Source organism: Massilia yuzhufengensis (assembly GCF_900112225.1).
GTDB lineage: Bacteria > Pseudomonadota > Gammaproteobacteria > Burkholderiales > Burkholderiaceae_D > Telluria > Telluria yuzhufengensis.
Genome location: NZ_FOLD01000007.1, coordinates 83,224 through 106,637, shown reverse-complemented (window position 1 = coordinate 106,637; position 23,414 = coordinate 83,224). Strand labels below are relative to the sequence as shown.

21 protein-coding genes, 1 tRNA gene and 1 riboswitch are annotated in these 23,414 nt (G+C 62.3%); of the genes, 7 read left to right on the top strand and 15 right to left on the bottom strand.

The genetic code is table 11. The features are described from left to right. Nucleotides 1-383: 383 nt before the first annotated feature. From BM031_RS08470 to BM031_RS08455, 4 genes are all read left to right on the top strand, one after another. Nucleotides 384-809, top strand: a complete 426-nt coding sequence (locus BM031_RS08470) for a hypothetical protein (protein ID WP_091873782.1) — start codon at nucleotides 384-386, stop codon at nucleotides 807-809. A 286-nt stretch (nucleotides 810-1,095) separates the two neighbouring features. Further along, nucleotides 1,096-2,379, top strand: coding sequence for a CmpA/NrtA family ABC transporter substrate-binding protein (locus tag BM031_RS08465; RefSeq protein ID WP_091873779.1), 1,284 nt, complete (start codon nucleotides 1,096-1,098; stop codon nucleotides 2,377-2,379). A 28-nt stretch (nucleotides 2,380-2,407) separates the two neighbouring features. Continuing rightward, entirely contained in the window at nucleotides 2,408-3,316 is a 909-nt protein-coding gene (gene ntrB, locus BM031_RS08460) for a nitrate ABC transporter permease (protein WP_091873776.1), read from the top strand. Nucleotides 3,317-3,328: 12 nt separating this feature from the next. Next, nucleotides 3,329-4,141 carry an ABC transporter ATP-binding protein gene (locus BM031_RS08455; RefSeq protein WP_091873774.1) on the top strand — a complete coding sequence of 271 codons (813 nt, stop codon included), beginning with the start codon at nucleotides 3,329-3,331 and terminating at the stop codon, nucleotides 4,139-4,141. Between the two features lie 347 nt (nucleotides 4,142-4,488). Here the strand turns inward: BM031_RS08455 and BM031_RS08450 are convergent, their stop codons facing one another. The 15 genes from BM031_RS08450 to BM031_RS08385 form a co-directional block, all read right to left on the bottom strand. Beyond that, nucleotides 4,489-4,767 (bottom strand): PAAR domain-containing protein, encoded by a 279-nt coding sequence (locus BM031_RS08450; RefSeq protein ID WP_091873771.1) that lies wholly within the window; start codon nucleotides 4,765-4,767, stop codon nucleotides 4,489-4,491. Nucleotides 4,768-4,859: 92 nt separating this feature from the next. Continuing rightward, complete coding sequence (locus BM031_RS08445) at nucleotides 4,860-5,294, bottom strand: hypothetical protein (protein ID WP_091873768.1); 435 nt, start codon at nucleotides 5,292-5,294, stop codon at nucleotides 4,860-4,862. Next, on the bottom strand, nucleotides 5,291-5,608 hold the full coding sequence (locus BM031_RS24995) for a hypothetical protein (RefSeq protein WP_177207687.1): 318 nt from the start codon (nucleotides 5,606-5,608) through the stop codon (nucleotides 5,291-5,293). Before BM031_RS24995 ends, BM031_RS08445 begins: the two co-directional genes overlap by 4 nt. Continuing rightward, complete coding sequence (locus BM031_RS08440; RefSeq protein ID WP_091873766.1) at nucleotides 5,605-5,841, bottom strand: hypothetical protein; 237 nt, start codon at nucleotides 5,839-5,841, stop codon at nucleotides 5,605-5,607. The genes BM031_RS24995 and BM031_RS08440 overlap by 4 nt, the downstream gene beginning before the upstream one ends. Nucleotides 5,842-5,849: 8 nt before the next feature. Further along, complete coding sequence (locus BM031_RS08435; RefSeq protein WP_177207686.1) at nucleotides 5,850-10,778, bottom strand: RHS repeat-associated core domain-containing protein; 4,929 nt, start codon at nucleotides 10,776-10,778, stop codon at nucleotides 5,850-5,852. Nucleotides 10,779-10,794: 16 nt separating this feature from the next. Continuing rightward, entirely contained in the window at nucleotides 10,795-13,818 is a 3,024-nt protein-coding gene (locus BM031_RS08430) for a type VI secretion system Vgr family protein (protein ID WP_229408720.1), read from the bottom strand. A 370-nt stretch (nucleotides 13,819-14,188) separates the two neighbouring features. After that, nucleotides 14,189-14,264, bottom strand: a tRNA-Lys gene (locus BM031_RS08425). A gap of 62 nt (nucleotides 14,265-14,326) precedes the next feature. Next, complete coding sequence (ybgF, locus tag BM031_RS08420) at nucleotides 14,327-15,082, bottom strand: tol-pal system protein YbgF (RefSeq protein WP_091873763.1); 756 nt, start codon at nucleotides 15,080-15,082, stop codon at nucleotides 14,327-14,329. A gap of 103 nt (nucleotides 15,083-15,185) precedes the next feature. Next, on the bottom strand, nucleotides 15,186-15,710 hold the full coding sequence (gene pal, locus BM031_RS08415; protein WP_091873761.1) for a peptidoglycan-associated lipoprotein Pal: 525 nt from the start codon (nucleotides 15,708-15,710) through the stop codon (nucleotides 15,186-15,188). A 46-nt stretch (nucleotides 15,711-15,756) separates the two neighbouring features. Further along, entirely contained in the window at nucleotides 15,757-17,022 is a 1,266-nt protein-coding gene (gene tolB / locus BM031_RS08410; RefSeq protein ID WP_091873758.1) for a Tol-Pal system beta propeller repeat protein TolB, read from the bottom strand. 7 nt (nucleotides 17,023-17,029) lie between these two features. Beyond that, the gene (tolA, locus tag BM031_RS08405) at nucleotides 17,030-17,974 is read right to left on the bottom strand and encodes a cell envelope integrity protein TolA (protein WP_091873755.1); all 945 of its coding nucleotides are present in this window, start codon (nucleotides 17,972-17,974) and stop codon (nucleotides 17,030-17,032) included. Nucleotides 17,975-18,005: 31 nt separating this feature from the next. Then, nucleotides 18,006-18,437 (bottom strand): biopolymer transporter ExbD, encoded by a 432-nt coding sequence (locus tag BM031_RS08400; RefSeq protein ID WP_091873753.1) that lies wholly within the window; start codon nucleotides 18,435-18,437, stop codon nucleotides 18,006-18,008. Between the two features lie 15 nt (nucleotides 18,438-18,452). Further along, a complete protein-coding gene (gene tolQ, locus BM031_RS08395) occupies nucleotides 18,453-19,136 on the bottom strand; it encodes a protein TolQ (protein ID WP_091873750.1) in 684 nt (227 codons plus the stop codon). Nucleotides 19,137-19,170: 34 nt separating this feature from the next. Next, nucleotides 19,171-19,575, bottom strand: a complete 405-nt coding sequence (gene ybgC, locus BM031_RS08390; protein ID WP_091873748.1) for a tol-pal system-associated acyl-CoA thioesterase — start codon at nucleotides 19,573-19,575, stop codon at nucleotides 19,171-19,173. Between the two features lie 329 nt (nucleotides 19,576-19,904). Beyond that, on the bottom strand, nucleotides 19,905-20,651 hold the full coding sequence (locus BM031_RS08385) for an SDR family oxidoreductase (protein WP_091873983.1): 747 nt from the start codon (nucleotides 20,649-20,651) through the stop codon (nucleotides 19,905-19,907). 136 nt (nucleotides 20,652-20,787) lie between these two features. Beyond that, nucleotides 20,788-20,902: riboswitch (ZMP/ZTP riboswitch) on the top strand. 108 nt (nucleotides 20,903-21,010) lie between these two features. Between BM031_RS08385 and glyA the strand changes: the two genes are divergently transcribed. The 3 genes from glyA to pilV all read left to right on the top strand — a co-directional run bounded on the left by glyA (nucleotide 21,011) and on the right by pilV (nucleotide 23,403). Next, complete coding sequence (glyA, locus tag BM031_RS08380; RefSeq protein WP_091873745.1) at nucleotides 21,011-22,258, top strand: serine hydroxymethyltransferase; 1,248 nt, start codon at nucleotides 21,011-21,013, stop codon at nucleotides 22,256-22,258. A gap of 48 nt (nucleotides 22,259-22,306) precedes the next feature. Next, nucleotides 22,307-22,765 carry a transcriptional regulator NrdR gene (gene nrdR, locus BM031_RS08375; protein WP_091873742.1) on the top strand — a complete coding sequence of 153 codons (459 nt, stop codon included), beginning with the start codon at nucleotides 22,307-22,309 and terminating at the stop codon, nucleotides 22,763-22,765. 119 nt (nucleotides 22,766-22,884) lie between these two features. After that, a complete protein-coding gene (pilV, locus tag BM031_RS08370) occupies nucleotides 22,885-23,403 on the top strand; it encodes a type IV pilus modification protein PilV (protein ID WP_229408718.1) in 519 nt (172 codons plus the stop codon). The last annotated feature ends 11 nt before the right edge of the window (nucleotides 23,404-23,414 follow it).

Genomic DNA, 23,414 nt, shown 5'->3' with positions numbered 1-23,414 from the left:
TCTACATGTCCGGGTAACGAATTCAAGGCTGCACACAATTGGTTACCACCTCAAACAATTTCCCTCACACAACAATATCCTGCCGTAGCGCGCGAATGTCAAGCAATTGCGGTAGTGCGTAGGCAGGAACCAACACTCGTTCCGTTCTGCCCCCTCTGCGCGCGTTTTGGCAACGAGAAGGTTTGATCAAAATCATGATACAAAAGCAGCCATATGCATGTTGTTTTTGTATCATGTCGTCCGGGTCTGATTTTTGCCGGATCGAGACCGTTTCGTGATGTGGAGAAGGGATGCCTTGCAGGCGGCGAACGCTGCCCTAGACTGGTTGGATCACCCCTGGCGCGACCCGGGGTGCCCATCCCCCGTCTTGCGAAGGAACGATCATGCGTACCCTCCCACTGGCAGTCGCCGCCTCCCTATTGCTGCTGGCCGCCGATGCTGCCGCGCAGTCCCAGAAGTATCCGTCCACCAGCAACGACGCCATCTCGAGCGTGCAGGTGACCGCGCCATCGCGCACCACGCGCATCTACCAGGACGACCTCGACGCCGTCAAAGGCCAGTACGCCTTGTCGAATGGCTGGCGCCTGAAAGTGGAGGCTGCCGGCGGCGGCATCAGCGCCCGCATCGACCGCCAGCGTCCGATTCACCTGGTGGCGGTCACGCCCGACCGATATGTGTCGCGGGACGGCAAGGTTGACATGGAATTCAATCGCGGCGAGTACCGCGAGGACATGGTGATGAGTTATGTGCCGGACGACCCGCGCATTGCCGAGCGCATCGTCGTACGGGCAACCTTGGCCCAGCGCTGACACCGGCGCGCACTACAGAAGCTTTTCTCGTCCAGAATGACGCACTGCACAATCGCAGTGCGTCACCTGCGCCTTTGCATAGTGCACCGGCCTCGCTGCCGGCTGCCTCTCCACTCTCACAGCCCAGCTGGCACGATCATTGCATATTGACCAATAGCGCAATGGAGCGCCGCGTGCCCTGCCAACGCCGGTAGAGCCCACCCGAGACAACGACGTCTATCCAGCCATGACTCCCGTCATGGCCGGATATGCGTCATTTTTTTTGCCTGACTACATTGAGGATGCGATGAATCATCAACACCCCGAAGCGAAGAGCACCGTACCGATGGCGGCCGGCGAGCTGGATGTCACGCGCAGGAAACTCATCCATGGCGCAGGCCTGGCGGCCGGAGGCAGCCTGCTGGGGCTGGCCACCGGTGGGGCGTGGGCGGCAGGGTCGGACAAGCCGGAAAAAGAAGAGATCAAGATCGGCTTCATCCCGCTGACCGACTGCGCGTCGGTGGTGATGGCTTCGGTGCTGGGTCTGGACAAGAAGTACGGCGTCAAGTTTGTGCTGAGCAAGGAAGCCTCCTGGGCCGGCGTGCGCGACAAGCTGGCCAACGGCGACCTGGACGCCGCGCACGTGCTCTACGGCCTGCTGTATGGCGTGCAGATGGGCATTGGTGGCCAGAAGAAGGACATGGCGGTGCTGATGGGCCTGAACAACAATGGCCAGGCCATCACCCTGTCAAAACAGCTGTCCGACAAGGGCGCAGTCGACGGCGCCTCGCTGGCCAAGCTGATGCGCACGGAAAAGCGCGAATTCACCTTCGCCCAGACCTTCCCGACCGGCACCCACGCGATGTGGCTCTACTACTGGCTGGCCGCGCACGGCATCAACCCGATGAAGGACGCCAAGGTCATCACCGTGCCGCCGCCGCAGATGGTGGCGAACATGCGCGTGGGGAATATGGATGGCTTCTGCGTGGGCGAGCCCTGGGGCCACCGCGCGATCATGGACGGTGTCGGTATCACCGCCATCACCACCCAGGACATCTGGCGCGACCACCCGGAGAAGGTGCTGGGCAGCACGCTCGACTTCGCGCGCAAGCACCCGAATACCTGCCGCGCCATGATGGCCGCCATCCTCGAGGCCGGCAAATGGATCGATTCCTCGCTGGCCAACAAGAACAAGATGGCCGAGGTCATCGCCGCCAAGTCCTATGTGAACACCAGCAAGGACGCGATCGACCAGCGCATCATGGGCCGCTACCAGAACGGCCTGGGCAAGACTTGGGACGACGCCAACCACATGAAGTTCTACAACGACGGCCTGGTCAATTTCCCTTACCTGTCGGACGGCATGTGGTTCATGAGCCAGCACCGCCGCTGGGGCCTGCTCAAGGAAGACCCGGACTACCTGGCCGTGGCGAGCGCGGTCAACCAGGTCGCCCTGTACAAGGAAGCGGCGACCCTGAGCAAGACGCCAATCCCGAAAAGCCCGCTGCGCACGTCGAAGCTGATGGACGGCGCCGTGTGGGACGGCAAGAACCCGAAAGCCTATGCGGCCTCGTTCAAGATCAAGGCCTGATTTTCACCTCGTCACCCAAGGAGACGCCATGAGCGCCATGTTGAAAACCGAACGCCACGCGCCGCGCACCGCCGTCCTGGCGTTGGCCGCCGCCGTGCCCCTGGCCGCAGGGCGCGCCGCCAGCAAGCCGGCGCCGCCGGCCGCGCGCGGCACCCGTCCGTTTGCGGCGGCAGTGAAGCTGGTCTTGCCGCCGCTGGTGGGCATCGCCCTGGTGGTGCTGGTCTGGCAGCTCATCGCCGCCCGGAACACCGCCTTCCCGACCCCGTGGGCGACGCTGCAGGAAGCGCTGGTGCTGTTCGCCGACCCGTTCTACCGCAACAGCCCGAACGACCAGGGCATCGGCTGGAACGTGCTGGCTTCGCTGCAGCGGGTGGCGATCGGCTTCGGGCTGGCTGCGCTGGTGGGCATCCCGCTGGGCTTCATGATCGGCCGCGTGCGCTTTGTCGGCAGCATGTTCGGTCCGATCATCAGCCTGCTCAAACCGGTGTCGCCGCTGGCCTGGCTGCCGATCGGCCTGCTGGTGTTCAAGTCGGCCGACCCGGCCGCGATCTGGTCAATCTTCATCTGCTCGATCTGGCCGATGGTGATCAACACCGCCGTCGGCGTGCAGCGCGTGCCGCAGGACTACATGAACGTGGCGCGGGTGCTCAACCTGTCGGAGTGGAAGGTGCTCACCAAGATCCTGCTGCCCTCGGCGCTGCCCTACATTCTCACCGGCGTGCGCCTGGCCATCGGCACGGCCTGGCTGGTGATCGTGGCGGCTGAAATGCTGACCGGCGGCGTGGGCATCGGCTTCTGGGTGTGGGACGAATGGAACAACCTGAACGTCTCGCACATCATCATCGCCATCGTCATCATCGGCGTGGTCGGGCTGCTGCTGGAACAGGCGCTGGTGGCGCTGGCCCGTGCGCTGACCCATGAACAAGTAGCCAACTGAAAGGACACGAGCATGGACCAGCCACATCCGAAATTCATCGACATCACCGGCGTGGAGATGGCCTTCCATACCAAGAAAGGCATGTTCCAGGCGCTGCAGGGCATCGACCTGTCCGTGCGCAAGGGCGAGTTCATCACCCTGATCGGCCACTCCGGCTGCGGCAAGTCGACCCTGCTCAATCTGATCGCGGGGCTATTGAAACCGACCGAGGGCGTGCTGCTGTGCGCCAACCGCGAAATCGCCGGGCCATCGCCGGAGCGGGCGGTGGTGTTCCAGAATCACTCGCTACTGCCATGGCTGACCTGCTACGAGAACATCCACCTGGGCGTGGAGCGGGTGTTCGGCGGCGCTGAAACCCGCGCTCAGCTGCGCGAGCGGACCATGGATGCGCTGGCGCTGGTGGGGCTTACCAGCGCCGAGGGCAAGCGGCCGCATGAAATCTCGGGCGGGATGAAGCAGCGCGTGGGCATCGCGCGGGCGCTGGCGATGCAGCCAAAGGTGCTGTTGATGGACGAGCCGTTCGGCGCGCTCGATGCGCTGACGCGGGCGCATTTGCAGGATGAGCTGCTCAAGATCGTGGCGGCCACCAGGTCGACCGTGGTGATGGTGACGCACGATGTGGACGAGGCGGTGCTGCTGTCGGACCGGATCGTGATGCTGACCAACGGGCCGGCGGCGACTATCGGCGAGATCGTGGACGTGGGGCTGGAACGGCCGCGCGACCGGGTGACGCTGGCGCAGGATGCGCGCTATACGGAGCATCGCAAGGCGGTGCTGGAGTTCTTGTATCGGAAGCAGGCGCATCCGGTGGGGGAGGCGGCTTGAGCCTTTGCGACGCTGCCGATCATTCGAAGTCTTTCGAGGGCGACGGCTGCCCGGTCGTTGCCCGACAGGTGGCGGGATCATCGTGACACATCGCCGACAGGGCGAAACGGCAGCACAAAGCAAAAAGCCCACGAAACGGGCTGCGTGGGCTTTCTGTTGAAACTTGGCAGGCCGTGCGGGATTCGGACCTGCGCCCAACGGATTGAAAGTCGCTGGGTCGCAATGAGCATTCTTTATGAATCAGTGACTCGCAACGCTTGCCAGATGCGATAACCAGTCAGGTCAAAGAGGAGGAATGGGAGCCTATCGGGAGTCACGTCTCAAGTATTTCACATGGCGTTCCGGGCTCAACTAACCGTCGCAGGCACGCTGCCGATCAGCTTGCACCCGCATTCCGTCGTGCATCCTTCGACCGCAACGGGCACACCGTCCACTGTTAGTGTGTTGTGGGCGGTGATGATCTTGTTCACACCGTGCGGTTTGCCACCAGGGTAGGGCAGCGGACAATCAACTTGATCACCCAGTCGAGCGATTGCTCTTCCCCTAATTTTGTGGTTGCGCGAGCCGCTGGTAACTGTGCCGCCATGATCGGTTTTGTCTCGGACTGTGATGATTTTCAATGACATTTTCCTCTCCAGTGGAATCGGTGACCTGAATAAACCGGTGGGCCGCTTGCTGCAAAAACTAATGCCTATAACATCCTTTTTGTCGAGCGGCCTCACCGGGGTTTCATAAAAATGGCTACATCAAAGGAGCGTACTTCATAGCTCAAGTTAAGTTGCCCCCACTTGAAGCGCCACGTACGCGTCCCGATTCTTGTATTATTAGGTGGGGTTCCGACCTGCTTCTTTACGAAATTCGATAGTAGACGGTATTCATCTGTCATCGCCTTTTCACTTACGTCATCCCAACTTTTCATAGGACGGTCTAACCAGCGTAATAGTAGCCACTCAATCGTCTTGTCTCGCAACGAGATAAAAACACTAAACCGCATGCCGTCCGCCTCCGCTTCGACATAGTAGTACATGCCTCCAGCGTCTTCTCGTTTCTCAATTAGACCTTCTTCGGCGAGGAAGCTTAAGTCGTCATAATCAGACGCAACGGAGATATTTTTCCCGCCGAGATTGATTTTTCCTTCGTTGAAATTAATCATCGACCTGTCAACTCCATAAGTGGGCCTTTTTCCATACTCATCCGATCTTTTGCGGTGATGTAATACTGCGTTCCGCCACCGGGACCGTATTGATCATTGACCAGGGAAGCACTGATCAATTGACGATTTTCAGCGCGCACCCAGTCTTTGGCGGCAAGGCCGCCTTGGCATGTTGAGATGCGCCTTTTATCGGTCCGAACGCGGAGCGGCTGCTGGATTTCCTCCTTATTCAGCAGTAAATCCAATGCGCGCCTTGTGGCGCGTCTGCTAAATGATGCCACCGTCTTCAATGCCTTATTAATCGCCGGACTCAATATTTTCCACTAGCTGACTCTTCAACAGCATGCAATAGATAATCACAAGCATCATCTTCGTTATCGAAATAACGGATACCTGTTCTTATACCGCGCTCGGAGTAATACACAATCCATTTGCCGTTTTCGTAGTCAAGACAAAGTTTTTCATTAGGCAACCCGCCTTCTAGTGAATAGTAGGACCGCGATATGCCTTTATTAATTAAAATCGAACGCAATGTTTCTTTATTCATCTTTTGAGTTAAATAATTTTTGTTAAGATGCCAGCTTTTTCTAAATCTATTACTCGTCCCGGGAGCTCATATTGAATTCCATTTCCTTCATAGCCAAACCATGGGGCTGCTCCTCCAGCTTTTACTGTCAATGGTTCATTAACTTCATAAACACAGTGCGGTTTTAAATCAGTGCCTGGTTTTGGTGCTCTTGCACGATATGGTGTGCCTGTTGGTGATGTAAAAGTTCCATACGGACTACCATAGCGATCAATTTTTGAGCCTGGCAGAAGTGTAAAATCTGCTGGATCTTCTTTAAATCCTCTGTTCGGAGGCCATTCACGGTTTCCGTGCTCTTGGAAGTTTGATGTCTTTCTCGCTGCTTGGCTCTTGGCGATATTGCTAAGTACACGATGTTTAGTAGATGCTCTGTCGCCGCAGTTTTTATTACTTAATCCTAATGGATCAACCCAAGCTGTGGGATTAGGCGCATATCGGTAAAGGTTTGTTCCACCTCTTAGTCCAACAGGGTCCTGCGTCAAATACCGAGCAGTGTCCGGGTCATAATACCTATGATGGTTGTAATGCAGCCCCGTCTCTTCGTCAACGTACTGCCCCTGGAACCGAATCGGATTGCGCATCCCGGCCTTGCGCGCCGCCTCGCTGATCGCTTCCTTCGCTTGCCCCCATGCCTTGTACTGCGCCGACCACGCAACCTTGCCTTCATGGTCGGTCAATTCCTGCGGTGTACCTAGATGATCGCATTGATAGAAGGCGATCTCATCCTTACCGAACGGCTCGGCTTCGTGTTCGTACTCACCGTTCCACAGCGGATCAAGTGCGATATCGTACTTGCCGTCGTTGCCGGCCATAAGCGCCTTGACATCGGTGGTGGGCGCCAGTCGAAGCGCCTGGCTTCGGGTGGCCTGCACCAGCGGCACGAAGCTGTCGCGCTCATACACATAATGCACCGTCCGTTCGCCCGCCGCATGGCCCCGGTGCACGCTGCTCTCCAGCGCCAGCGTGTCGCCGTCCCAGCCGTACATGGTCCGGGCCGTCTCCCGAAAGCCAGCGCCTTCCATCGCCCCGCTGTGCTTGGCGATGCGCCGTCCCAGCGGATCGTAGGCAAAGGTGGCGACGCCATGCCAGGTCGTGGCACGGGTCATCCGGTTGAACGCATCCCATTCATACTTGGACTGAAGGCCGTCCTGGGTACGTTCCACGACGTTGCCGCGTTCGTCATAGCGGTAGCGGACGCCGGCATATTCCTTGAGAAGGTTGTCCAGCAGCTTGGGCAATGCGACACGGCGGATAAGGGGCTCCTGCTGCGCGGTATCGGGTGCCTGGATGTTGCCGGCCGGGTCGAAGGCGAAGGTTTCGTGGCCCAATGCACTGCTTGCCGCCAGCAGCCGCCCGACCGGGTCGTAGCGGTATTCGACGCGGCCACGCCGGTTGTCCTCCAAGCTCGTCAGCTGGCCGGATAGGTCGTAGCGGTAGCGCCGCAGGATCGCGGCTTGCATGCCGACCTGGAGGTCGGGACGGTATGGGTTGGGGACGAAAAGCCGGTCCTTCTGGCTGGCTTGTGCGATGGCGCCGAGTTGCTGTTCGATCAGGCGTCCAAGCGGATCGTACTTCATCGTTTGCTGCAGGCCGTTGGCCTGGGTGCGGCCGGTTTCCTGGTATAGCGCGTCGCGCTCGAACGAGACGAGGTCCTGCCCGTCGAGCAGCAGACCATGCACGTGGCCGGCGCCGTAGGTCAGCCAATCGATGCGGTGGCCGTCGGGGCGGGTAGTGCCGGTGCGCTGGTTGAGTTCGTCGTGGTAGTGGTGCCAGACCGCGGTACGCTTCTCTAGATGGAACGGGCCTTGGTAGTGCTGGTGCTCGCGCACCAGGTTACCGGCCGCGTCGTAGAACCATTGCAGCCTGGCGTGCTCGTTCTCCGCTTCGGCTAGTTGGCCGTTGGCGTTGTAGGCGAAGGTTTCGATCTGCTCCGCCTGACCGAGGAGTGCGGCGCGGCGTCGCACGAGTCGGCCCATGGGGTCGAAGTCGAGCCGCGTGCTTACGCCGGCTTCGACGGTTTCCGCCAGCACGCCGCTGGCTTCGTCGTAGCGGTATTCGGTGGCCTTGCCGTCGAAGCCCTTTTCCTGCAGGAGGCGCCCAACGGGGTCGTACTGGAAACGGTAGACGCTGTCGTTTTCGTTTTCCAGTGCGGACAAGCGGCCGAGCGCATCCCACCGGTACTGCAGGCTGTGTCCCAGCGCGTCGGTGCGCTTGGCGATTAGTCCGGCCGCGGTGTAGCGGTAGGCGGTGGTGCGCTGCAGTGCGTCGATGTGCGCCAGCAGCCGGCCTTCGGCGTCGTGGCGAAACTGCTCCTGGCTGCCGTCGGGGTGGATGACGGCTTCGAGCTGGCCGGGATGATTGCCGTGGGCCTCGCTGTGTGCTTGCGCCAGCGTTTCGCTACTTAACGACGTATAGCGGTAGCGGGTCACATTGCCTGCGGCGTCGATGCTCTTGACCAAGCGCTTGCGCTCGTCGTATTCCCACTGGCTGCTGTGCCCGGAACAGTCGGTGTAGCCGGCGAGCTGGCCGTCCGGGGTATAGGCGACTTTTTTAATACCGCCCTTGGCATCAAGGACTTCGATCGGCCGGCCAAGCTTGTCGTATGCGTACTGGGTCTTGTTGCCGAGCGGGTCGGTTTCCTCGACCAAGTGGCTCTGGGCATTGTAGTCACGCTTCCAGGTGCCGCCTTCGCCGTCGCGGATGCCGATGACGCGGTGCTGGCCGTCATACTCGAAGTGGACCTGGCTGCCGTCGGCGCGGGTGTGGGTGAGCAGGTTGCCGTGGTCGTCGTAACGGTGATGCTCGCTGCTGCCGTCGGCATGGATGTGGCGGACCACGTTCTTGGCGTCGTCGCGGAACAGCCATTCCTCGCCCCCGTCCGGATACACGACGCGGTAGGTATAGCCGGCGATGTCGTAGTAAAAGCGGGTCTCATGCCCGAGCGCATCTAGGACGTAGGTCAGGCGAATGTTCTTGTCCCATTCAAGCCGGGTGTCGTAGCTGCCATCGTCGGCCCACTCGCGAACCGCTTTGGCGTGGGCGCCACTATCGACGCTGGTGTCATAGGCGAGGTTCATGCCGCGCCCAGTGCGGTCGGTGTAGCGGGTGACGAGGTGGCGGTCGTACTGGTAATGCCAGGCGGCCGCATTCTCGTCCTGGGCGCGGACAAGGTCGCCGCGATCGTCGTAGTCGTAGGCGGCCAGCTGGCGCAACAGCTTGCCGTCCCGGATTTCCCATAGCGCCAGGATGCGGCCGCTATCAGGGTCGATCTGGGTGCCGGCATGAGCGACGATGGTTTCGCCCTGCTTGCTGACGATGTCGCTGAGCACCTCCTCGCCGGCGTAGGGACCAGTGGCGACGATGTGGTCGTAGCGCAGACCGAGGGCAGCGCCGTCGCGGGCATGCAGCGCGATCAGCCGGAAATGCTCCTTGCCCAGCTCGCCCGCCTTGGCGCGCACGGTGTCGACCAGCTCGTAGGTTTCGCGCCAGGGGCTGGATTCGCCTTCCGGCAGCGGCTTGCCGAAGTCGAGCGTGAGCAGGGTAGGGCTCAGGCGGGTGAGCGTGATCTGCTCGACCGGGTCGTGGTGCCGCTGGCCGATGCTAAGGTAGGGAAAGCGGTGGCTGCGGCCGTCGGCGGCATGATAGAGCAGGGCGGCGGGCTTGCCCTGGCCAACGACGTCGATGCGGGTGCTGTACGGGGTGAGCCAGCGTGCGCCGAGATTGCCGCGGTTATAGGCGACCAGCTGGCTGCGGTAGGTGCGGCTCCATGCGATGGGGAGCGGCGCTTCCAGCACAAAGTCGGTATGAGTGAAGGTTTCGGCGCCGGTAGCGAAGCTGATCGAGTGCGCGGTGCCGCCCTTTGCGGGACACAGCTTGCAGGCATTGGCGTCGCCCTTGGCCGGGCTTTGCTGCCTGCTGGAGCCCAGCTCGTGCTCGGGCTTGTTCTTCCTGTGGTCCGCGCCTTTGCTGGATGGGACCAGCGCAGGATAGCGCCGCTTGTGTTTGGTGACCGCGTCGCGCAGCCGCGCCAGTATCCACCGGATGCTCATCTGCTTCTGTTCGTCGGCCAGGGCGGCGAGCTTGCCGCGAAACGCCGGCTTGAAGTTGGTCAGGTGGCCGATGATGCCGGTCACGCCTGCTATGGCGCTCTCCGGCAGGTGGCGGGCTGCCGCCGCGACAGCGTAGTTCGCGCTCATCTTGTACTGCCGGCCGAGGGCGCCAATCATGCGGCGCCAGCTGCTTTGCGCTTTTGGGTCGTGCAGCTTGGTCTCCACTTCCGCCGGGGTGGCCACGTCGAACAGCGGTTCCTGGCCGATGCAGCGCTTGAGGGTCTTGACAAGATCGTCGGCGATGCCGTCGGCAGTATTGGCGCAGTCGTCCAGGATACCGGCCAGCTTGCCCATCGCGCTGTCGACAAAGGTGTCGATCTCGCCGGCCAGCCTGGCGTTGAGGTGCACGACCAGCACCTCGACCAGCGCGGCGCCGAGATCCTTGGCACCCAAAGCCAGCTTTTGCCGGACCAGGTGCAGGGCAGGTCGCAGGCTCATGCGCGCCGCATTGCCTGCTCCCGGGGCTATGCCGATCAGGTTGATGCCAAGGCTGACCCATAGCAGGAAATCGACTTCCTTGGCACCCTTGGCGAGGCCCTTCTGGATGATCGCCACGATATCCATGATGGCGTCGATCAGCGCCATGATGTTGCCGATCACCGGCAGGCTGCCGGCTACAGTGCTCAGGCGCTCCAACGACACGTAGTCATGGCTAATGTTGCGCAGCCATTTGTCGAAGGCGGCGGCGCCGGCGCCAACGTCCTGCTGGTCGATGGTGTCGAGCGGGGCGACTGCGACTTCCGGCGCGCGTTCGGCGGGCTTGGACGGGGCCTGCGTAGGTTCGGTCATGGTGCTTTTTATCTTTTTATATGACGGATTTTTTCGGGATCGAGGGCGGTACGTCAGCGCTGCGCGGCAGCGCTCCGGGCAAACCGACGATCGACGCGACGGCGGCGACAGGCTTGCCGGCACTTGACGCACCGGCCGTCGCGCCGTCCGGGAGCTTGGTCGCAACGCTGGCCAGGGCGGCCTGTCCGGCAGCAGCCAGTAATGCTTGCGCGCCGCCCTTGGGCAGAGACTGCACCGCACTTGCCGCTTGCTGCGCGGTTTGCGCAATCGCGCCGAGCTTGCCGGCTGCCCCATTGAGGCTGCCTGACGCAGCTTTGGCGCCGGCGAGCAATCCGGGATTCTGTGACGTCGGCGCCGGCACTGGCCGCCCAGGCGTTGCCGCAGCATCTGCGCCAGCCTCGGGCAGCGCCGTGGTCGGCCATTCGGTCCCCGGTCCGAGGTAGCTGGCTTCATCCCACGGATCGCGCGGGTCCTTGCCATAGCTAATTGTGGCCATTCCCATCGGCAGGCCGGCCACGCTGGCAAAGCCATCGGCGTCGAGTACTCCCTGGTGGGACCGGCCCTCGGCATCGACGACCGTGTATTCGCCTTGCTTGATCCCTTGGCGCTGAGCGCCTTCCAGATTCACATACCGGTGATACAGGTTGAGCTGCCCCGGCGCCAACTGCACGGGCTGCGGCAAGCTAGGGGTGCCTTCGCTCTTGGCGGGGGCGAAGCTGTGATGCGCCGCGTGTTGGACCCAGTTGCCGCTGGTGCCATGGACGATTCCCGATGCGTTCCAGCGGCTGAAGCTGGTGCCGCCGTTGATCACCACCTCTTCCTTTGCCGTGATCGTGATCCGGTTGGCGGTATGGGTGATGTTGAGCTTGGCCAGGATGTTGACGCTGTCCTTCAAGGCGGTGATGTCGATGTCGGCGCTGGCCGCCACCAGCTTCATGCCGGCCTTGTAGGCAAACATGCGGACCGCTTCCTTCACGCTGACGAGCAGGCTCTTGCCCGCGCTCAGGCTGGCATGGCCGCCGCTGGTCAAGGCGGTGTGCTCCACGCTCATCAGGTGGGTGGAACCCTGCGTGCTGGCTTCGATGCCGGCGGGACTGGCGAGGAGCACGTGGGGAGCCTGGAATTCCGGGAATTCGCCTTGCGCGGGTGTACCGCCCTGGCCTTTGATGGCATCGACCTGCGCCTGCAGCGCGGCGACAACCTGGTCCTGGTCGCCCGACTGGTGAGCCTGCGCCTGCTGCGCGACCTGCGACAGGCTGTCGTGCAACTCCTGGGCCTGCGTCATGCGCGCCAGCGTCTCCGTCACGTCGGTGATATGGGCGCGGGCGTTCGGCCGTGCTTCCGTACTGAGCAGCAGGCCCTGCTGGGCGCGGAGCGCGCCAATGCCGTCGGTGCGCAGCTCGAATCCCTGGCCGCGCGCATCCTTGCGCCCGGCATTGTCTTCGATGCGGCTGATATGGCCGAGGCTGAGCTGGCTGGCGAGGTGGTCGCTCTTGAGCTGCGCCTGGATCTGCCCCTGGGTGTCATCCAGCACCAGATGATTGCTGCGACCGCCGGGCGTGTTGCCGCCCCCAGTGCTCAGCTCCCGGCTTCGGAGCCCCGTCAGCGCCTGCTGTTCAGGCAGCTTCCACGGCGGCATATAGCTCTGGTTGTACACGGAGCCGGTCACGATCGGATGGTCGGGATTGCCGTCGAGCCATTGAACAATCACTTCCGATCCGACCCGCGGATGGCTGGTCAAACCCTTCTCGCCGCCGGCCCAGTTGCTGCTTACCCGTACCCAGCAGCTACCGCTTTCGTCCCGGTCCCAGTGAAACTTGACCTGGATGCGCCCGAACTGGTCGACGTTCAGGCTTCCCTGGCTTTCCTGGCCGACCACGGTTGCAGTTTGCAGGGCCAGCAGTCTGGTTTCTGTGCTGTTGAAGCCGCGTCCCGGGCGCCAGGGCACCTCCTTGCCTTGGCAGAGCAAGGAGTTCTTGTACTCGGCGACCGTGTCCTTGCCTTGCAGGTAATTGTTGCTGGCTTCGTGATGTACTTCCAGGATCAGGAATTCGCTGTCTTCGCTTTCGCTGAAATGGTCTAGTAGCTTGAACCATCTGCCTGCGGCGGCGCGCCGGTTGTTGCCTTGCGCTTCGTACAGTTTGCCGCGGGCTTCGATTTCTTCCATGCGCAATTGCACAAGTTGATCGGCGCCCGACTGGTGCTTGAAGCCGTAATGCCCCTCGTAGCTGTGAACCTCCAGCTGCGGAATATCGCCTTGCTGGTTGATGGTGATGGTATTCGCATGTACCGGGCGCGGATTCTTGAAGTCGAAGCCGCTCACCGCCGCTTGACCGGACGCCCACCGGCGCAGCGGGCTCCAGTGGGCGATTGCATCTTCTTCGGCCGCGCCGCCGGCGCCATGGAAGCGGATGCCGGGGGACGGCCCGTCGATCGGTGCCGAGATGCGCGTGTCGTCGCAGACCTTCAAAGTGTGACCTGCGTCGGTATGCTCGTACCAGTAGCTGTAGCCAGCCGCTTCCCAGCGCCGGCACAGGTAATTGTGGTCGGTCTCGTCCCACTGCGTGGCCATCGTGAACTGCGGCTGTTCGCCGGCGACTTTCCAATCCCACGCAGGCAGGCTGCCGTAGCCGGCGAAAATCGCCTCGGTCTGTTCGCCCAGGCTTTGCGCATGGAACAAGCGGTTGTTCCGGCGCAGGCGCGTGTACGCCAGCCATGGTTTCAGGACGGCTTCATAGAAGGCCACGCCGCCATCGGTCTTGACCAGCTTGAAGGAAGCGACATAACCGGTGAATGGCCGCAGGCTGCCGTCAGCCTGTACCAACGAAACGCACAGCAGCTTGCCGTGCATCGCCTCGAGCTCTAGCCAGGCGTCGTCGCTCAGGATTTCCACTTTGAATTCGAAGTCGCGCGACAGGTATTCCGTGCCTTCGAACCGGTTCACCATCAGCTTGGCTGGTGGGCCGTCATTCGCCGGGAACGACAAGCGCAATATGCGAGTGCTTTGGTGGGCTTCCAGCAATGCTTGCAGGTCAGTCATCGTTTTGCTCATCAGTTGAGCTGGGCACAGTTGAATTCGAGATCTTCGAAGTGGCTATGAACGCGCGTCTGGACGGGAGGCGAATCTCGTGACTGTAGTCATTAAATTGCGGTCAGTCAGTGACAAGGCTCAAGTTTTTGCGAGGTCATGCCCGGCAGCCGTTTCTGGGGTGATTTTGGGTCAGCTGGCTGATCCAGAATTGCAGCGTAGGACCTGCAGGAATGCGTGGCCGCAAGCCGGCGGCGGTGACGTGGCGATGGGCTAATGCGCGTCACACGAACGGCAAAGGAGGTGATGGAGCGTCTGCTGCGGACACAAAAAAAGGCGTCACGATTGCTCGTAACGCCTTCATTTGATACTGCAAATTCTTTGGTAGGCCGTGCGGGATTCGAACCTGCGACCAACGGATTAAAAGTCCGCTGCTCTACCAGCTGAGCTAACGACCCGAAGAAGCGAGATTATAGGATGCGGGAACTTTCCTGTCAATTCCCGCACACCAACCACATACTTACTTCAGCGACGCCAGGCGGTCCTTGGCGGTCTTGGCCGCGCTCGACTCCGGGTACTTGGAGACCAGCTGCTGCAGCGCCTTCTTGGCGTTCTTGCTGTCCTTGAGCAAAGCGTAGCTGCTGCCGATGTTGAGCATCGCGTCCGGCACCTTGTTGCTGCCGGCGTAAGTGGTGGTAACGATTTCCTGGGCCGCGATGGCCTTCTTGTAGTCGCCCAGTGCGAAGTGGGCGTTGCCCAGCCAGTATTGTGCGTTGGCGGCGTAGGCCGAATCCGGGAAGCGGCGCACGAAGTCCTGCAGCGCGGTGGCGGCGCCCTTGTAGTCGCCTGACTGGAACATGGCGGTGGCGGCTTCATACGAGGTTTTTTCAGCAGGCAGCACTTCGGCGACCTGGCCGTCGACGGTGGCCTGCTGCGGCTCGAGGCGCTTGATGCGCGAATCGAGGTCGGCGTAGAGCTGCTTCTGGCTGTTCTGGGCCTTGCTGATTTCGTTGGCCAGCACTTCGATCTGGCCGCGCAGGCGCGAGATCTCCTGCATGGTCTGCTCGTGCTGGTTCAGCAGGTCGAGCTGGGCGGTCTTGTCCGATTTGCTGTCGATGCGGGTGTTCAGCTCGCGGGCGATGGCGTCGACCTTGGCGCGCAGGTCGAGGATGGCCTTGCGTGCTTCGTCGTCGTCGAGCAGGCCGGCGGACGCTTGCAGCGGCATCCAGGCCGCCAGGAACAGGCAGGCAAGGCGGGACGTGGTCAATTTCATCATGTCTGGGATTCTTTCCGGTTGCAGAGTAAAACGGGGCGGATGCAGTCTGCACTGCCGTCCGCCCCGCTGTCAATCCTGAACGTCTGGCGACGTCTGGAACTTATTACTGATAAACGATGTCCGCGCGACGGTTTTCAGCCCATGCAGCTTCGTCGCTGCCGGTGGCTTTTGGCTTCTCTTCGCCCAGCGACACGGCTTCCAGCTGGTTGTCCGACACGCCCAGCGAGGTCATCGCGCGGCGCACGGCTTCAGCACGCTTCTGGCCCAGGGCCAGGTTGTACTCGGTGCCGCCGCGTTCGTCGGTGTTGCCCTGGATCAGGACCTTGCGGCCGGTGTTCTTGGTCAGGTAGCCCGAGTGCTTGGCGACGACCGGCTTGCCGTCTTCGCGCACGACGAAGCTGTCGTAGTCGAAGTAGACGCTGCGGTTGGCCAGTTCGCCGCGTGGATCGTTCAGCGGGTCGACGCTGCCGGTTTCGACAGGGCGGATTTCGCGGGTCGGCTCACCTTGTGCGACCGGGGTAGGGGTCTTTTCGACCACTGGGGTTTCGGTCAGTTTCGGGGTCGACGAGCAAGCGGTCAGCAGGACGGCGGCGGAAGCGATGAGGGCAACTTTCGGGAAGTGGCGCATGGTTTTTCTCCTTGTCTAATAAAAGGGTACTGCTTGTTTTACTTCTTTACTTCATGAAGGGACCCCAGCTGGGCTCCCGAATGTTTCCCGCTTTGGTGGTCAAGCGCTGCTTCACCCGTCCATCCACCGAGACCACGGCCAGCGAGACACGCCCGCCGCCCTTGGTCGCATACATGATGTACTTGCCGTTAGGCGAAAAACTCGGTTCGGTGGCCCCGTCGGCCAGGCGCAGTTCCTGGCCGCTGGCCAGGTCCATCGCGTAAAGGGAATAGCCGCCGCTGCGCTGGGAAATCCAGGCCAGGGTCTTGCCGTCGGACGACACGCGCGGGCTGATGTTGTAGTTGCCGTTGAAGGTCACGCGGGTCGGATTGCCGCCCGAGACGCTCATCTTGTAGACCTGCGGACCGCCGCTGCGGTCGCTGGTGAAGTAAATGGTCTGGCCGTCGGCCGAGAATTGCGGTTCGGTGTCGATCGACGGGCTGTTGGTCAGGCGGCGGTGGCCGGTGCCGTCTGAATTGACGGTGTATACCTCGGTATTGCCGTCCTTCGACAGCGCGACGGCCAGGGTGCGGCCGTCCGGCGACCACGAGGGCGCCGAGTTGTTGCCCTTCACATTCGAGATCACGTTGCGGCGGCCGGTCATCAGGTCTTGCAGGTAGACCACGGGTTTACGGTCTTCCATCGAGACGTAGGCCACCTTGGTGCCGTCCGGCGACCAGGCCGGCGAGATGATCGGTTCGCGGCCGCGGGCGGCGATGATTTCGTTCTCGCCGTCGGCGTCGGCCACGGCCAGCGTGTAGTTGCGCGCGGCGCGGTCTTCCTTGACGTAGGCGATGCGGGTCGAGAAGATGCCGCGGGTGCCGGTCAGCTTTTCATAGACATCGTCGGCGATGCGGTGGGCCTGCAGGCGGGTGTACTTGGGCTGGACTTCGCCGCCCATTTGCGAGATTTCCGCGTTCTTGACAGTGTCGTGCAATTTGTAGCGCACGGCGAAGCGGCCGTCCGGCTGCCTGGTGACGCTGCCGACCACCAGCGCATCGGCGCCGCGCGCCCTGAAGGCGGCCAGGTCGGGGCTGGCGCTGTCGCTGATCACCTGGCCGGCGTCGATGACCTTGAATACGCCGCTGCGTTCCAGGTCGGCGCGGATGATGGCCGATACCTGGTCGGGGGCGATCGATTCGTCGGCGAAGGCGGCGACCGCGACTGGGATCTGGTTGCTGCCGACACCGGCGATTTCAACCTTGATCTGGGCCTGGGCCGCGCTGCCTGCCAGCAGGGTGGCGCTGAACAGCAAGTAATGGATTTTTTTCATAAGCGAATCAGTCGTAGTCTTTCATCGAGAAATTGACGTCGAGCGTGCGTTCCACCGTGCCGTCCTTCTTTTTCGGTAGCGGCGATGCCTTTTTAATACCATTTTCCACTGCTCTGTCAAACTCAGGCACACCGCTGCTTTTCACCAGGCGCACCGACATGATTTCGCCGGTCGGGAGCTGGTCGACCTTGAACACGGCCTTCGGGTTGCCCGGCATCGTGGTGCTGCCGCCATAGGCGGTGGCGCTCTTGATGGCGGCAGTGATGGCGGCGACATAGCCGGCGTCGGCGCGCGGACCGGTCGATTTCTCGGCGGTGCCGCTGGTGCCCATGGCGCCAGTCATTTGCTTGAGGGCGTCGGCGCGAATCTTGGCCAGCTTGGCGTCTTCGGCCTTCGCGGCCTTGTCCTTGGCAGCCTTGTCGGCGGCGACCTTTTTCTCGGCCGCGAGCTTGTCGGCCTTCTTCTTGTCGTCGGCTTCCTTCTTGGCCAGTTCCTTGGCCTTCAGTTCGTCGTCTTTCTTTTTCTTCTCGGCGAGCTCTTTTTTCTTGGCTTCGTCGCGCTCGCGTTTTTCCACGATCTCGCGCTTGCGCTCTTCTTCCTTGAGCAGCTTTTCCTTGCGCTCTTTTTCGCGCTGCAGGTTGATGTCCGGCGCCTTTGGAACAGGGCGCTCCACCGGTGGCGGTTCGACCACGCGCTGCGGCGGCGTCGGGGCCGGTTCAGGCTCCGGTTCCGGGGCGGGCGGTGGCGGCAGTGGCGGGGCGGCGGCGGTTTGCACCGACATGTCCCACACTTCGGCTTCCACAGCCACCGGCTCGGTGTTGTTCCAGCTTACGCCAAACCACAGGAAGCCCAGCAACACGGCGTGCGCAGCCACTGCCAGCAAGAAAGCTGGCAGGCGGCTCGGTTCTGGCGGCACGCTGTAGGGCGCGCCACTGGCAGTGGCTGGCGTCATGGCTGGCATGGGGTCAATCTCACAGGGCGCGTCACTTGGTGGCCAGTCCCACCCGGTTGATGCCCATTTTCTTCGCTTCCGAAATCAGCTGGATCACATCGTCGTATTTGCTGTCGCGGTCGCCCGCAATCAAGACCGGGTAGTCCGGGTTTTCCTCGTGCAGGGCGCGCAGGCGCGCCAGCAGGGCGGTGCGGTCGGCCACGTCTTCCGAGGCGACCTTCTGCTTGCCGCCGACGCCGATCGACAGCTTGTTTTCGGGCTGGATCGAAATCTGGATATAGGTGTCCGGCGGCAGCGTCGACTTCTCGGCGCTCGGCAGGTTGACCACGCTCGGCGCTTCGTTGGCCGGCACCGCCATGAAGATGATGAGCAGCACCAGCATCACGTCGATGTAGGGCACGACGTTGATCTCGGCTTTGAAACTGCGTTTGCGTCCGCTGCGCAGGCTGCTGGAAAAGGCCATCTCGGTCTCCGTCGCTTAGCGCGCCTGGCGCTGCAGGATGTTCGAGAATTCCTCGACGAAGCTCTCGAAGCGGATCGCCAGGCGGTCGATGTCGTGGGTGAAGCGGTTGTACGCGACCACCGCGGGAATCGCGGCGAACAGGCCGATCGCGGTGGCGATCAGCGCTTCGGCGATGCCGGGAGCGACCACGGCCAGGGTGGCCTGCTGCACGTTGGCCAGGCCCAGGAAGGCGTTCATGATGCCCCACACGGTGCCCAGCAGGCCGATGTAGGGCGAGACCGAGCCGACCGAGGCCAGGAAGTTCAGGTGGATGTCGAGGGCGTCGAGTTCGCGCTGGAAGGCGGCGCGCATGGCGCGGCGGGCGCCGTCGAGGGTGGGCGCCATGTCGGCGGCATCGCGCGCGGCCTGCTTGCCCTTGATGAATTCGCCCATGCCGGCTTCGAAGATGCGGGCCAGGGGGCCGTTCTGTTCGCGCTGGCTGCTGGCGCTCTGGTGCAGGGTGTGCAGGTTGCCGCCAGCCCAGAAGCTGCGTTCGAACTGCTCGGTCTGGGCACGCGCATTGCGCAGGGCGAACACCTTGCGGAAGATATAGGTCCAGCTCGTCAACGACAGGATCAGCAGCAAGGCCATGATCAGCTTGACCAGGATGTGCGCATTGCTGATGAGGGTAATAAACGAAAGGTCGTGGGTGACGGTCATCGGTAGCTGTCTATTGTCTAATTATTCAGTTGCACTATGCGGCGCGCATTTTATCAGCAGCGTCCTCGGGGAGCGAACGTGGGCGCATCGTCGCGATATCGACGCAGCCGACCTTCACGCTGGCGCTGGTCAGCAGCAGCTCATCCTTCCACGCCTGCTGGGAGAATTGGACCGACGCGCGGCCGAGTTTTTCGACCGTGGTGCGAATGGTCAGCACGTCGTCGAGACGGGCCGGCGCGTGGTAATCGAGGGAAGCGCTCTTGACGACGAAGGCGGCGCCGTCGGCGTCGAGCAGTTCCTGCTGGCCCACGCCGGCCGCGCGCAGCCATTCGGTACGCGCACGTTCAAAGAATTTCAGGTAATTGGCGTAAAACACGATGCCACCGGCGTCGGTATCTTCGTAATAGACCCTGACTGTCCAGTCAAAAGCTGAAGGCATTTCCCCTGCCATTAAATGTAAATAGGAAACATTTTACGCGATTTTTACCGCCCTTATGTACGCTTGCGAACATAAGGGGCGGAAAAGGGCGGACGTGCCTCTCGACAAGGCACTACGATGTGGCCGTAGTAGACGTGAAACATGGCCGAAAGGCCAATAACTGTAACACTTTCTAACAATTGCCGAGCGTCCGATACAAATAGTCAACTTGGCTGTTGCGTAGGGTGGCCGGCTCTGCCGGCCGCGCGTTCAACAGGTTGCTGAATATGTACCGCCGTTCAGCACGCACTGGTTGAACGCGCGGACGGCGAAGCCGTCCACCCTACGATTCACGACCGTTTGATGGTAAACGGGCTGAAGCCCTGGCAGGTCGGCATCAGCTCGATACTGTTCACGTTGATGTGCGCCGGCAGCGTCGCGATCCAGTAGGCCGTGTTGGCGATATCTTCCGCCGTCAGCGGCACCGTGCCTTCGTATACCTTGGCTGCCGCGGCATCGTCGCCATGGAAGCGCACGTTCGAGAATTCCGTCCCGCCGCACAGCCCCGGCGCCAGGTTGGTGGCGCGCACCCCGGTGCCGACCAGGTCGGCGCGCAGGTTGAGCGTGAACTGCTCCACGAATGCCTTGGTGGCGCCGTACACATTGCCACCCGGGTAAGGGTAGTGGCCGGCCACCGAGCCCAGGTTGATCACCAGCCCGCTGCCGCGCGCCACCATGCCCGGCAGGACGGCGCGGGTCATCGTCACCAGGCCCTGGCAATTGGTGGCGATCATGGTGTCCCAATCGTCCAGCGGCACTTCGTGGGCCGGCAGGGTGTTCAGCGCCAGGCCGGCGTTATTGACCAGCACGTCGATGTCGCGCCAGCCTTCCGGCAGGCCGGCCAGGGCCGCGTCGATGGAGGCGCGGCTGGTGACGTCCAGCGTCACGGCAAGCGCGGAATCGCCCAGTTCCTTGGCGAGGTCGGCGATGCGGTCGGTGCGGCGGGCGGCGAGGATGGCCTTGTGGCCGTTGCGGACGAAGGTGCGCGCCATCGCGGCGCCGAAGCCGGCGGATGCGCCAGTGATGAAGACGATCATGGATGTGTCCTGGTGGCGGAGGAACTCAAAATTGTAGCCGAAATGACCATCCTCCTGCAGGGACGGCCAGGCTTGCAAGGAAGACAGCAGTTTCCTTGCCCTAAAAGGGGCAGATCACATACAATCTGGAGTCAATTACGTCTCACGTGACTGGCGAAACACCGTGCGCGCACTTTGTGCCTGCGCCCGGTAAAGGTGGGGTCCCACCGGGGAACGTGAGATGTCACTCGCCGTTCGCCTGGGCAGCCATCGACTGGTACGCGTTGTCTCGCGTGGCCGTGCTGCTGCCTTGTGCCCGCCGGCCCTGCCCGAATTCAACGCTGCCCGTTGCCTGGTATTTCTCTCGATTGGAGTTTTACATGTTTGCAAAAGATCACACGCTCGCCAATGTCGACCCGGAATTGTGGGATGCGATTCAGAAGGAAAACGTTCGCCAGCAAGACCACATCGAACTGATCGCATCCGAGAACTACACCTCGCCGGCCGTCATGGAAGCGCAGGGCTCGCAGCTGACCAACAAGTATGCTGAAGGCTATCCAGGCAAGCGCTACTACGGCGGCTGCGAATACGTCGACGTCGCCGAGCAGCTGGCGATCGACCGCCTCAAGCAACTGTTCGGCGCGGAAGCGGCCAACGTGCAGCCGAACTCCGGCTCGCAAGCGAACCAGGGCGTGTTCTTCGCCATGCTCAAACCCGGCGACACCATCATGGGCATGTCGCTGGCCGAAGGCGGCCACCTGACCCACGGCATGGCACTGAACATGTCGGGCAAATGGTTCAACGTCGTGTCCTATGGCCTGACCGAGCAGGAAGACATCGACTACGAGGCGATGGAACGCCTGGCCCGCGAACACAAGCCGAAGATGATCATCGCCGGCGCATCGGCGTTTGCACTGCGCATCGATTTCGAGCGCTTCGCCAAGATCGCCAAGGAAGTCGGCGCCTACTTCATGGTCGACATGGCCCACTACGCCGGCCTGATCGCCGCGGGCGAATACCCGAACCCGGTGCCGCACGCCGACTTCGTCACCTCGACCACCCACAAATCGCTGCGCGGCCCGCGCGGCGGCATCATCCTGATGAAGGCCGAGTTCGAGAAGCAGATCAATTCGGCGATCTTCCCGGGCATCCAGGGCGGTCCGCTGATGCACGTCATCGCCGGCAAGGCCGTGGCGTTTAAAGAAGCGCTGGCGCCGGAGTTCAAGGCCTACCAGCAGCAGGTCGTGAAAAACGCCGCGGCGCTGGCCAATACCCTCACCGAGCGCGGCCTGCGCATCGTGTCGGGCCGTACCGAATCGCACGTGATGCTGGTTGACCTGCGCGCGAAAAACCTGACCGGCAAGGAAGCGGAAGCCATCCTCGGCCTGGCGCACATGACCTGCAACAAGAACGGCATCCCGAACGATCCGCAGAAACCGTTCGTCACCTCGGGCATCCGCCTGGGCAGCCCGGCCTTCACCACCCGCGGCTTCAAGGAAGAAGACGCTGTCAAGGTCGGCCACCTGATCGCCGACGTGCTGGATAACCCGCACGACGCTGCCACCATCGAGCGCGTGAAGGCGGAAGTCAAGGTCCTGACCGACAAGTACCCGGTCTACGCCAAGTAAGCCAACCCGGGGCCGCGTTGTTGCGGCCCCATTCGAGCACCCGGCGCCATGAAATGTCCGTTCTGCCAGAATGAAGATACCCAGGTCCTCGACACGCGCGTGTCCGAGGAAGGGGACGCCATTCGCCGGCGCCGGCGCTGCTCGAAGTGCGACAAGCGTTTTACTACCTACGAACGCATCGAGCTGTCGATGCCGATCATCGTCAAGAAGAACGGCAGCCGCACCGAGTTCGCGTCCAGCAAACTGCGCGGCAGCCTGATGCTGGCCTTGCGCAAGCGCCCGGTCGCGGCCGAGGCGATCGACACCGCCGTCGCCACCATCGAAGAAAAGCTCCTCACCAGCGGCCGCCGCGAGGTCGACACCGGCTATGTGGGCGAGCTGGTGATGCAGGAACTTAAGCGCCTCGACAAGATCGCCTACATCCGCTTCGCCTCCGTCTACAAGAACTTCGAAGACCTGGCCGAGTTCCAGGAAGCGCTGGCCGAAGTCGGCCATCCGCGCAAGTAATCCGCACGTAATTTCCTCCCGTTAGCTCCCAGAACACGATTGCGCCAGCTCATGGCAGGCAGATGCGCGCCTGATAACTTCGCAGCTCGCTGTCTGAACGCTGTCGAAAGGAGTCCCCGGTGCGCGCGCGAATGCATGGCTTCACCCTGGTCGAAGTGCTGGTCGCCCTGTTCGTGCTGGCCGTCGGCGTGGTCGGCGCCGGAGCCACGCAGCTGACGGCAGAGCGCACGCGCCAGCAGTCGGCGCTGATCTCCGAAGCGGCCCAGCTGGCGGCCTCGCTGGCCGCGCGCATGCAGGTCAACCCCTCGGTGTCGCGGCTGCCCGATGCCAGCAACCCCTACCTTACCTTCAGCTACGACGCCGCCGGCGGCATGCCGTCCGCACCGGCGCTGTGCTTCGGCGGCACGTCCTGCACGCCGGCCCAGCTGGCCGAATTCGATCTGTACGAAATGCGCCAGGCGCTGCACGCGCAGTTCCCGCGCGGGCGCATCGAAGTGTGCCGCGACGGCTCGCCCTGGGACAGCGCGGTCCGGCGCTACCGCTGGAGCTGCGATGGCGCGGCCGGCGCGCTGCCGGTCGTGAAACTCGGCTGGCAGGGAGAAGGCGACGCGCCCGCCTATGTCGGGGTGCTCCAATGAGGCGGCAGCGC

Coding starts and splice junctions, on each gene's coding strand:
- pal (WP_091873761.1), bottom strand. CDS start 15,710: ATGCGCCACTTCCCGAAAGTTGCCCTCATCGCTTCCGCCGCCGTCCTG.
- ybgF (WP_091873763.1), bottom strand. CDS start 15,082: ATGATGAAATTGACCACGTCCCGCCTTGCCTGCCTGTTCCTGGCGGCC.
- tolB (WP_091873758.1), bottom strand. CDS start 17,022: ATGAAAAAAATCCATTACTTGCTGTTCAGCGCCACCCTGCTGGCAGGC.
- BM031_RS08455 (WP_091873774.1), top strand. CDS start 3,329: ATGGACCAGCCACATCCGAAATTCATCGACATCACCGGCGTGGAGATG.
- BM031_RS08430 (WP_229408720.1), bottom strand. CDS start 13,818: ATGACTGACCTGCAAGCATTGCTGGAAGCCCACCAAAGCACTCGCATA.
- ntrB (WP_091873776.1), top strand. CDS start 2,408: ATGAGCGCCATGTTGAAAACCGAACGCCACGCGCCGCGCACCGCCGTC.
- BM031_RS08435 (WP_177207686.1), bottom strand. CDS start 10,778: ATGACCGAACCTACGCAGGCCCCGTCCAAGCCCGCCGAACGCGCGCCG.
- BM031_RS08385 (WP_091873983.1), bottom strand. CDS start 20,651: ATGATCGTCTTCATCACTGGCGCATCCGCCGGCTTCGGCGCCGCGATG.
- tolA (WP_091873755.1), bottom strand. CDS start 17,974: ATGACGCCAGCCACTGCCAGTGGCGCGCCCTACAGCGTGCCGCCAGAA.
- BM031_RS08470 (WP_091873782.1), top strand. CDS start 384: ATGCGTACCCTCCCACTGGCAGTCGCCGCCTCCCTATTGCTGCTGGCC.
- tolQ (WP_091873750.1), bottom strand. CDS start 19,136: ATGACCGTCACCCACGACCTTTCGTTTATTACCCTCATCAGCAATGCG.
- BM031_RS08450 (WP_091873771.1), bottom strand. CDS start 4,767: ATGTCATTGAAAATCATCACAGTCCGAGACAAAACCGATCATGGCGGC.
- glyA (WP_091873745.1), top strand. CDS start 21,011: ATGTTTGCAAAAGATCACACGCTCGCCAATGTCGACCCGGAATTGTGG.
- nrdR (WP_091873742.1), top strand. CDS start 22,307: ATGAAATGTCCGTTCTGCCAGAATGAAGATACCCAGGTCCTCGACACG.
- BM031_RS08445 (WP_091873768.1), bottom strand. CDS start 5,294: ATGATTAATTTCAACGAAGGAAAAATCAATCTCGGCGGGAAAAATATC.
- BM031_RS08400 (WP_091873753.1), bottom strand. CDS start 18,437: ATGGCCTTTTCCAGCAGCCTGCGCAGCGGACGCAAACGCAGTTTCAAA.
- BM031_RS08440 (WP_091873766.1), bottom strand. CDS start 5,841: ATGAATAAAGAAACATTGCGTTCGATTTTAATTAATAAAGGCATATCG.
- ybgC (WP_091873748.1), bottom strand. CDS start 19,575: ATGCCTTCAGCTTTTGACTGGACAGTCAGGGTCTATTACGAAGATACC.
- BM031_RS08465 (WP_091873779.1), top strand. CDS start 1,096: ATGAATCATCAACACCCCGAAGCGAAGAGCACCGTACCGATGGCGGCC.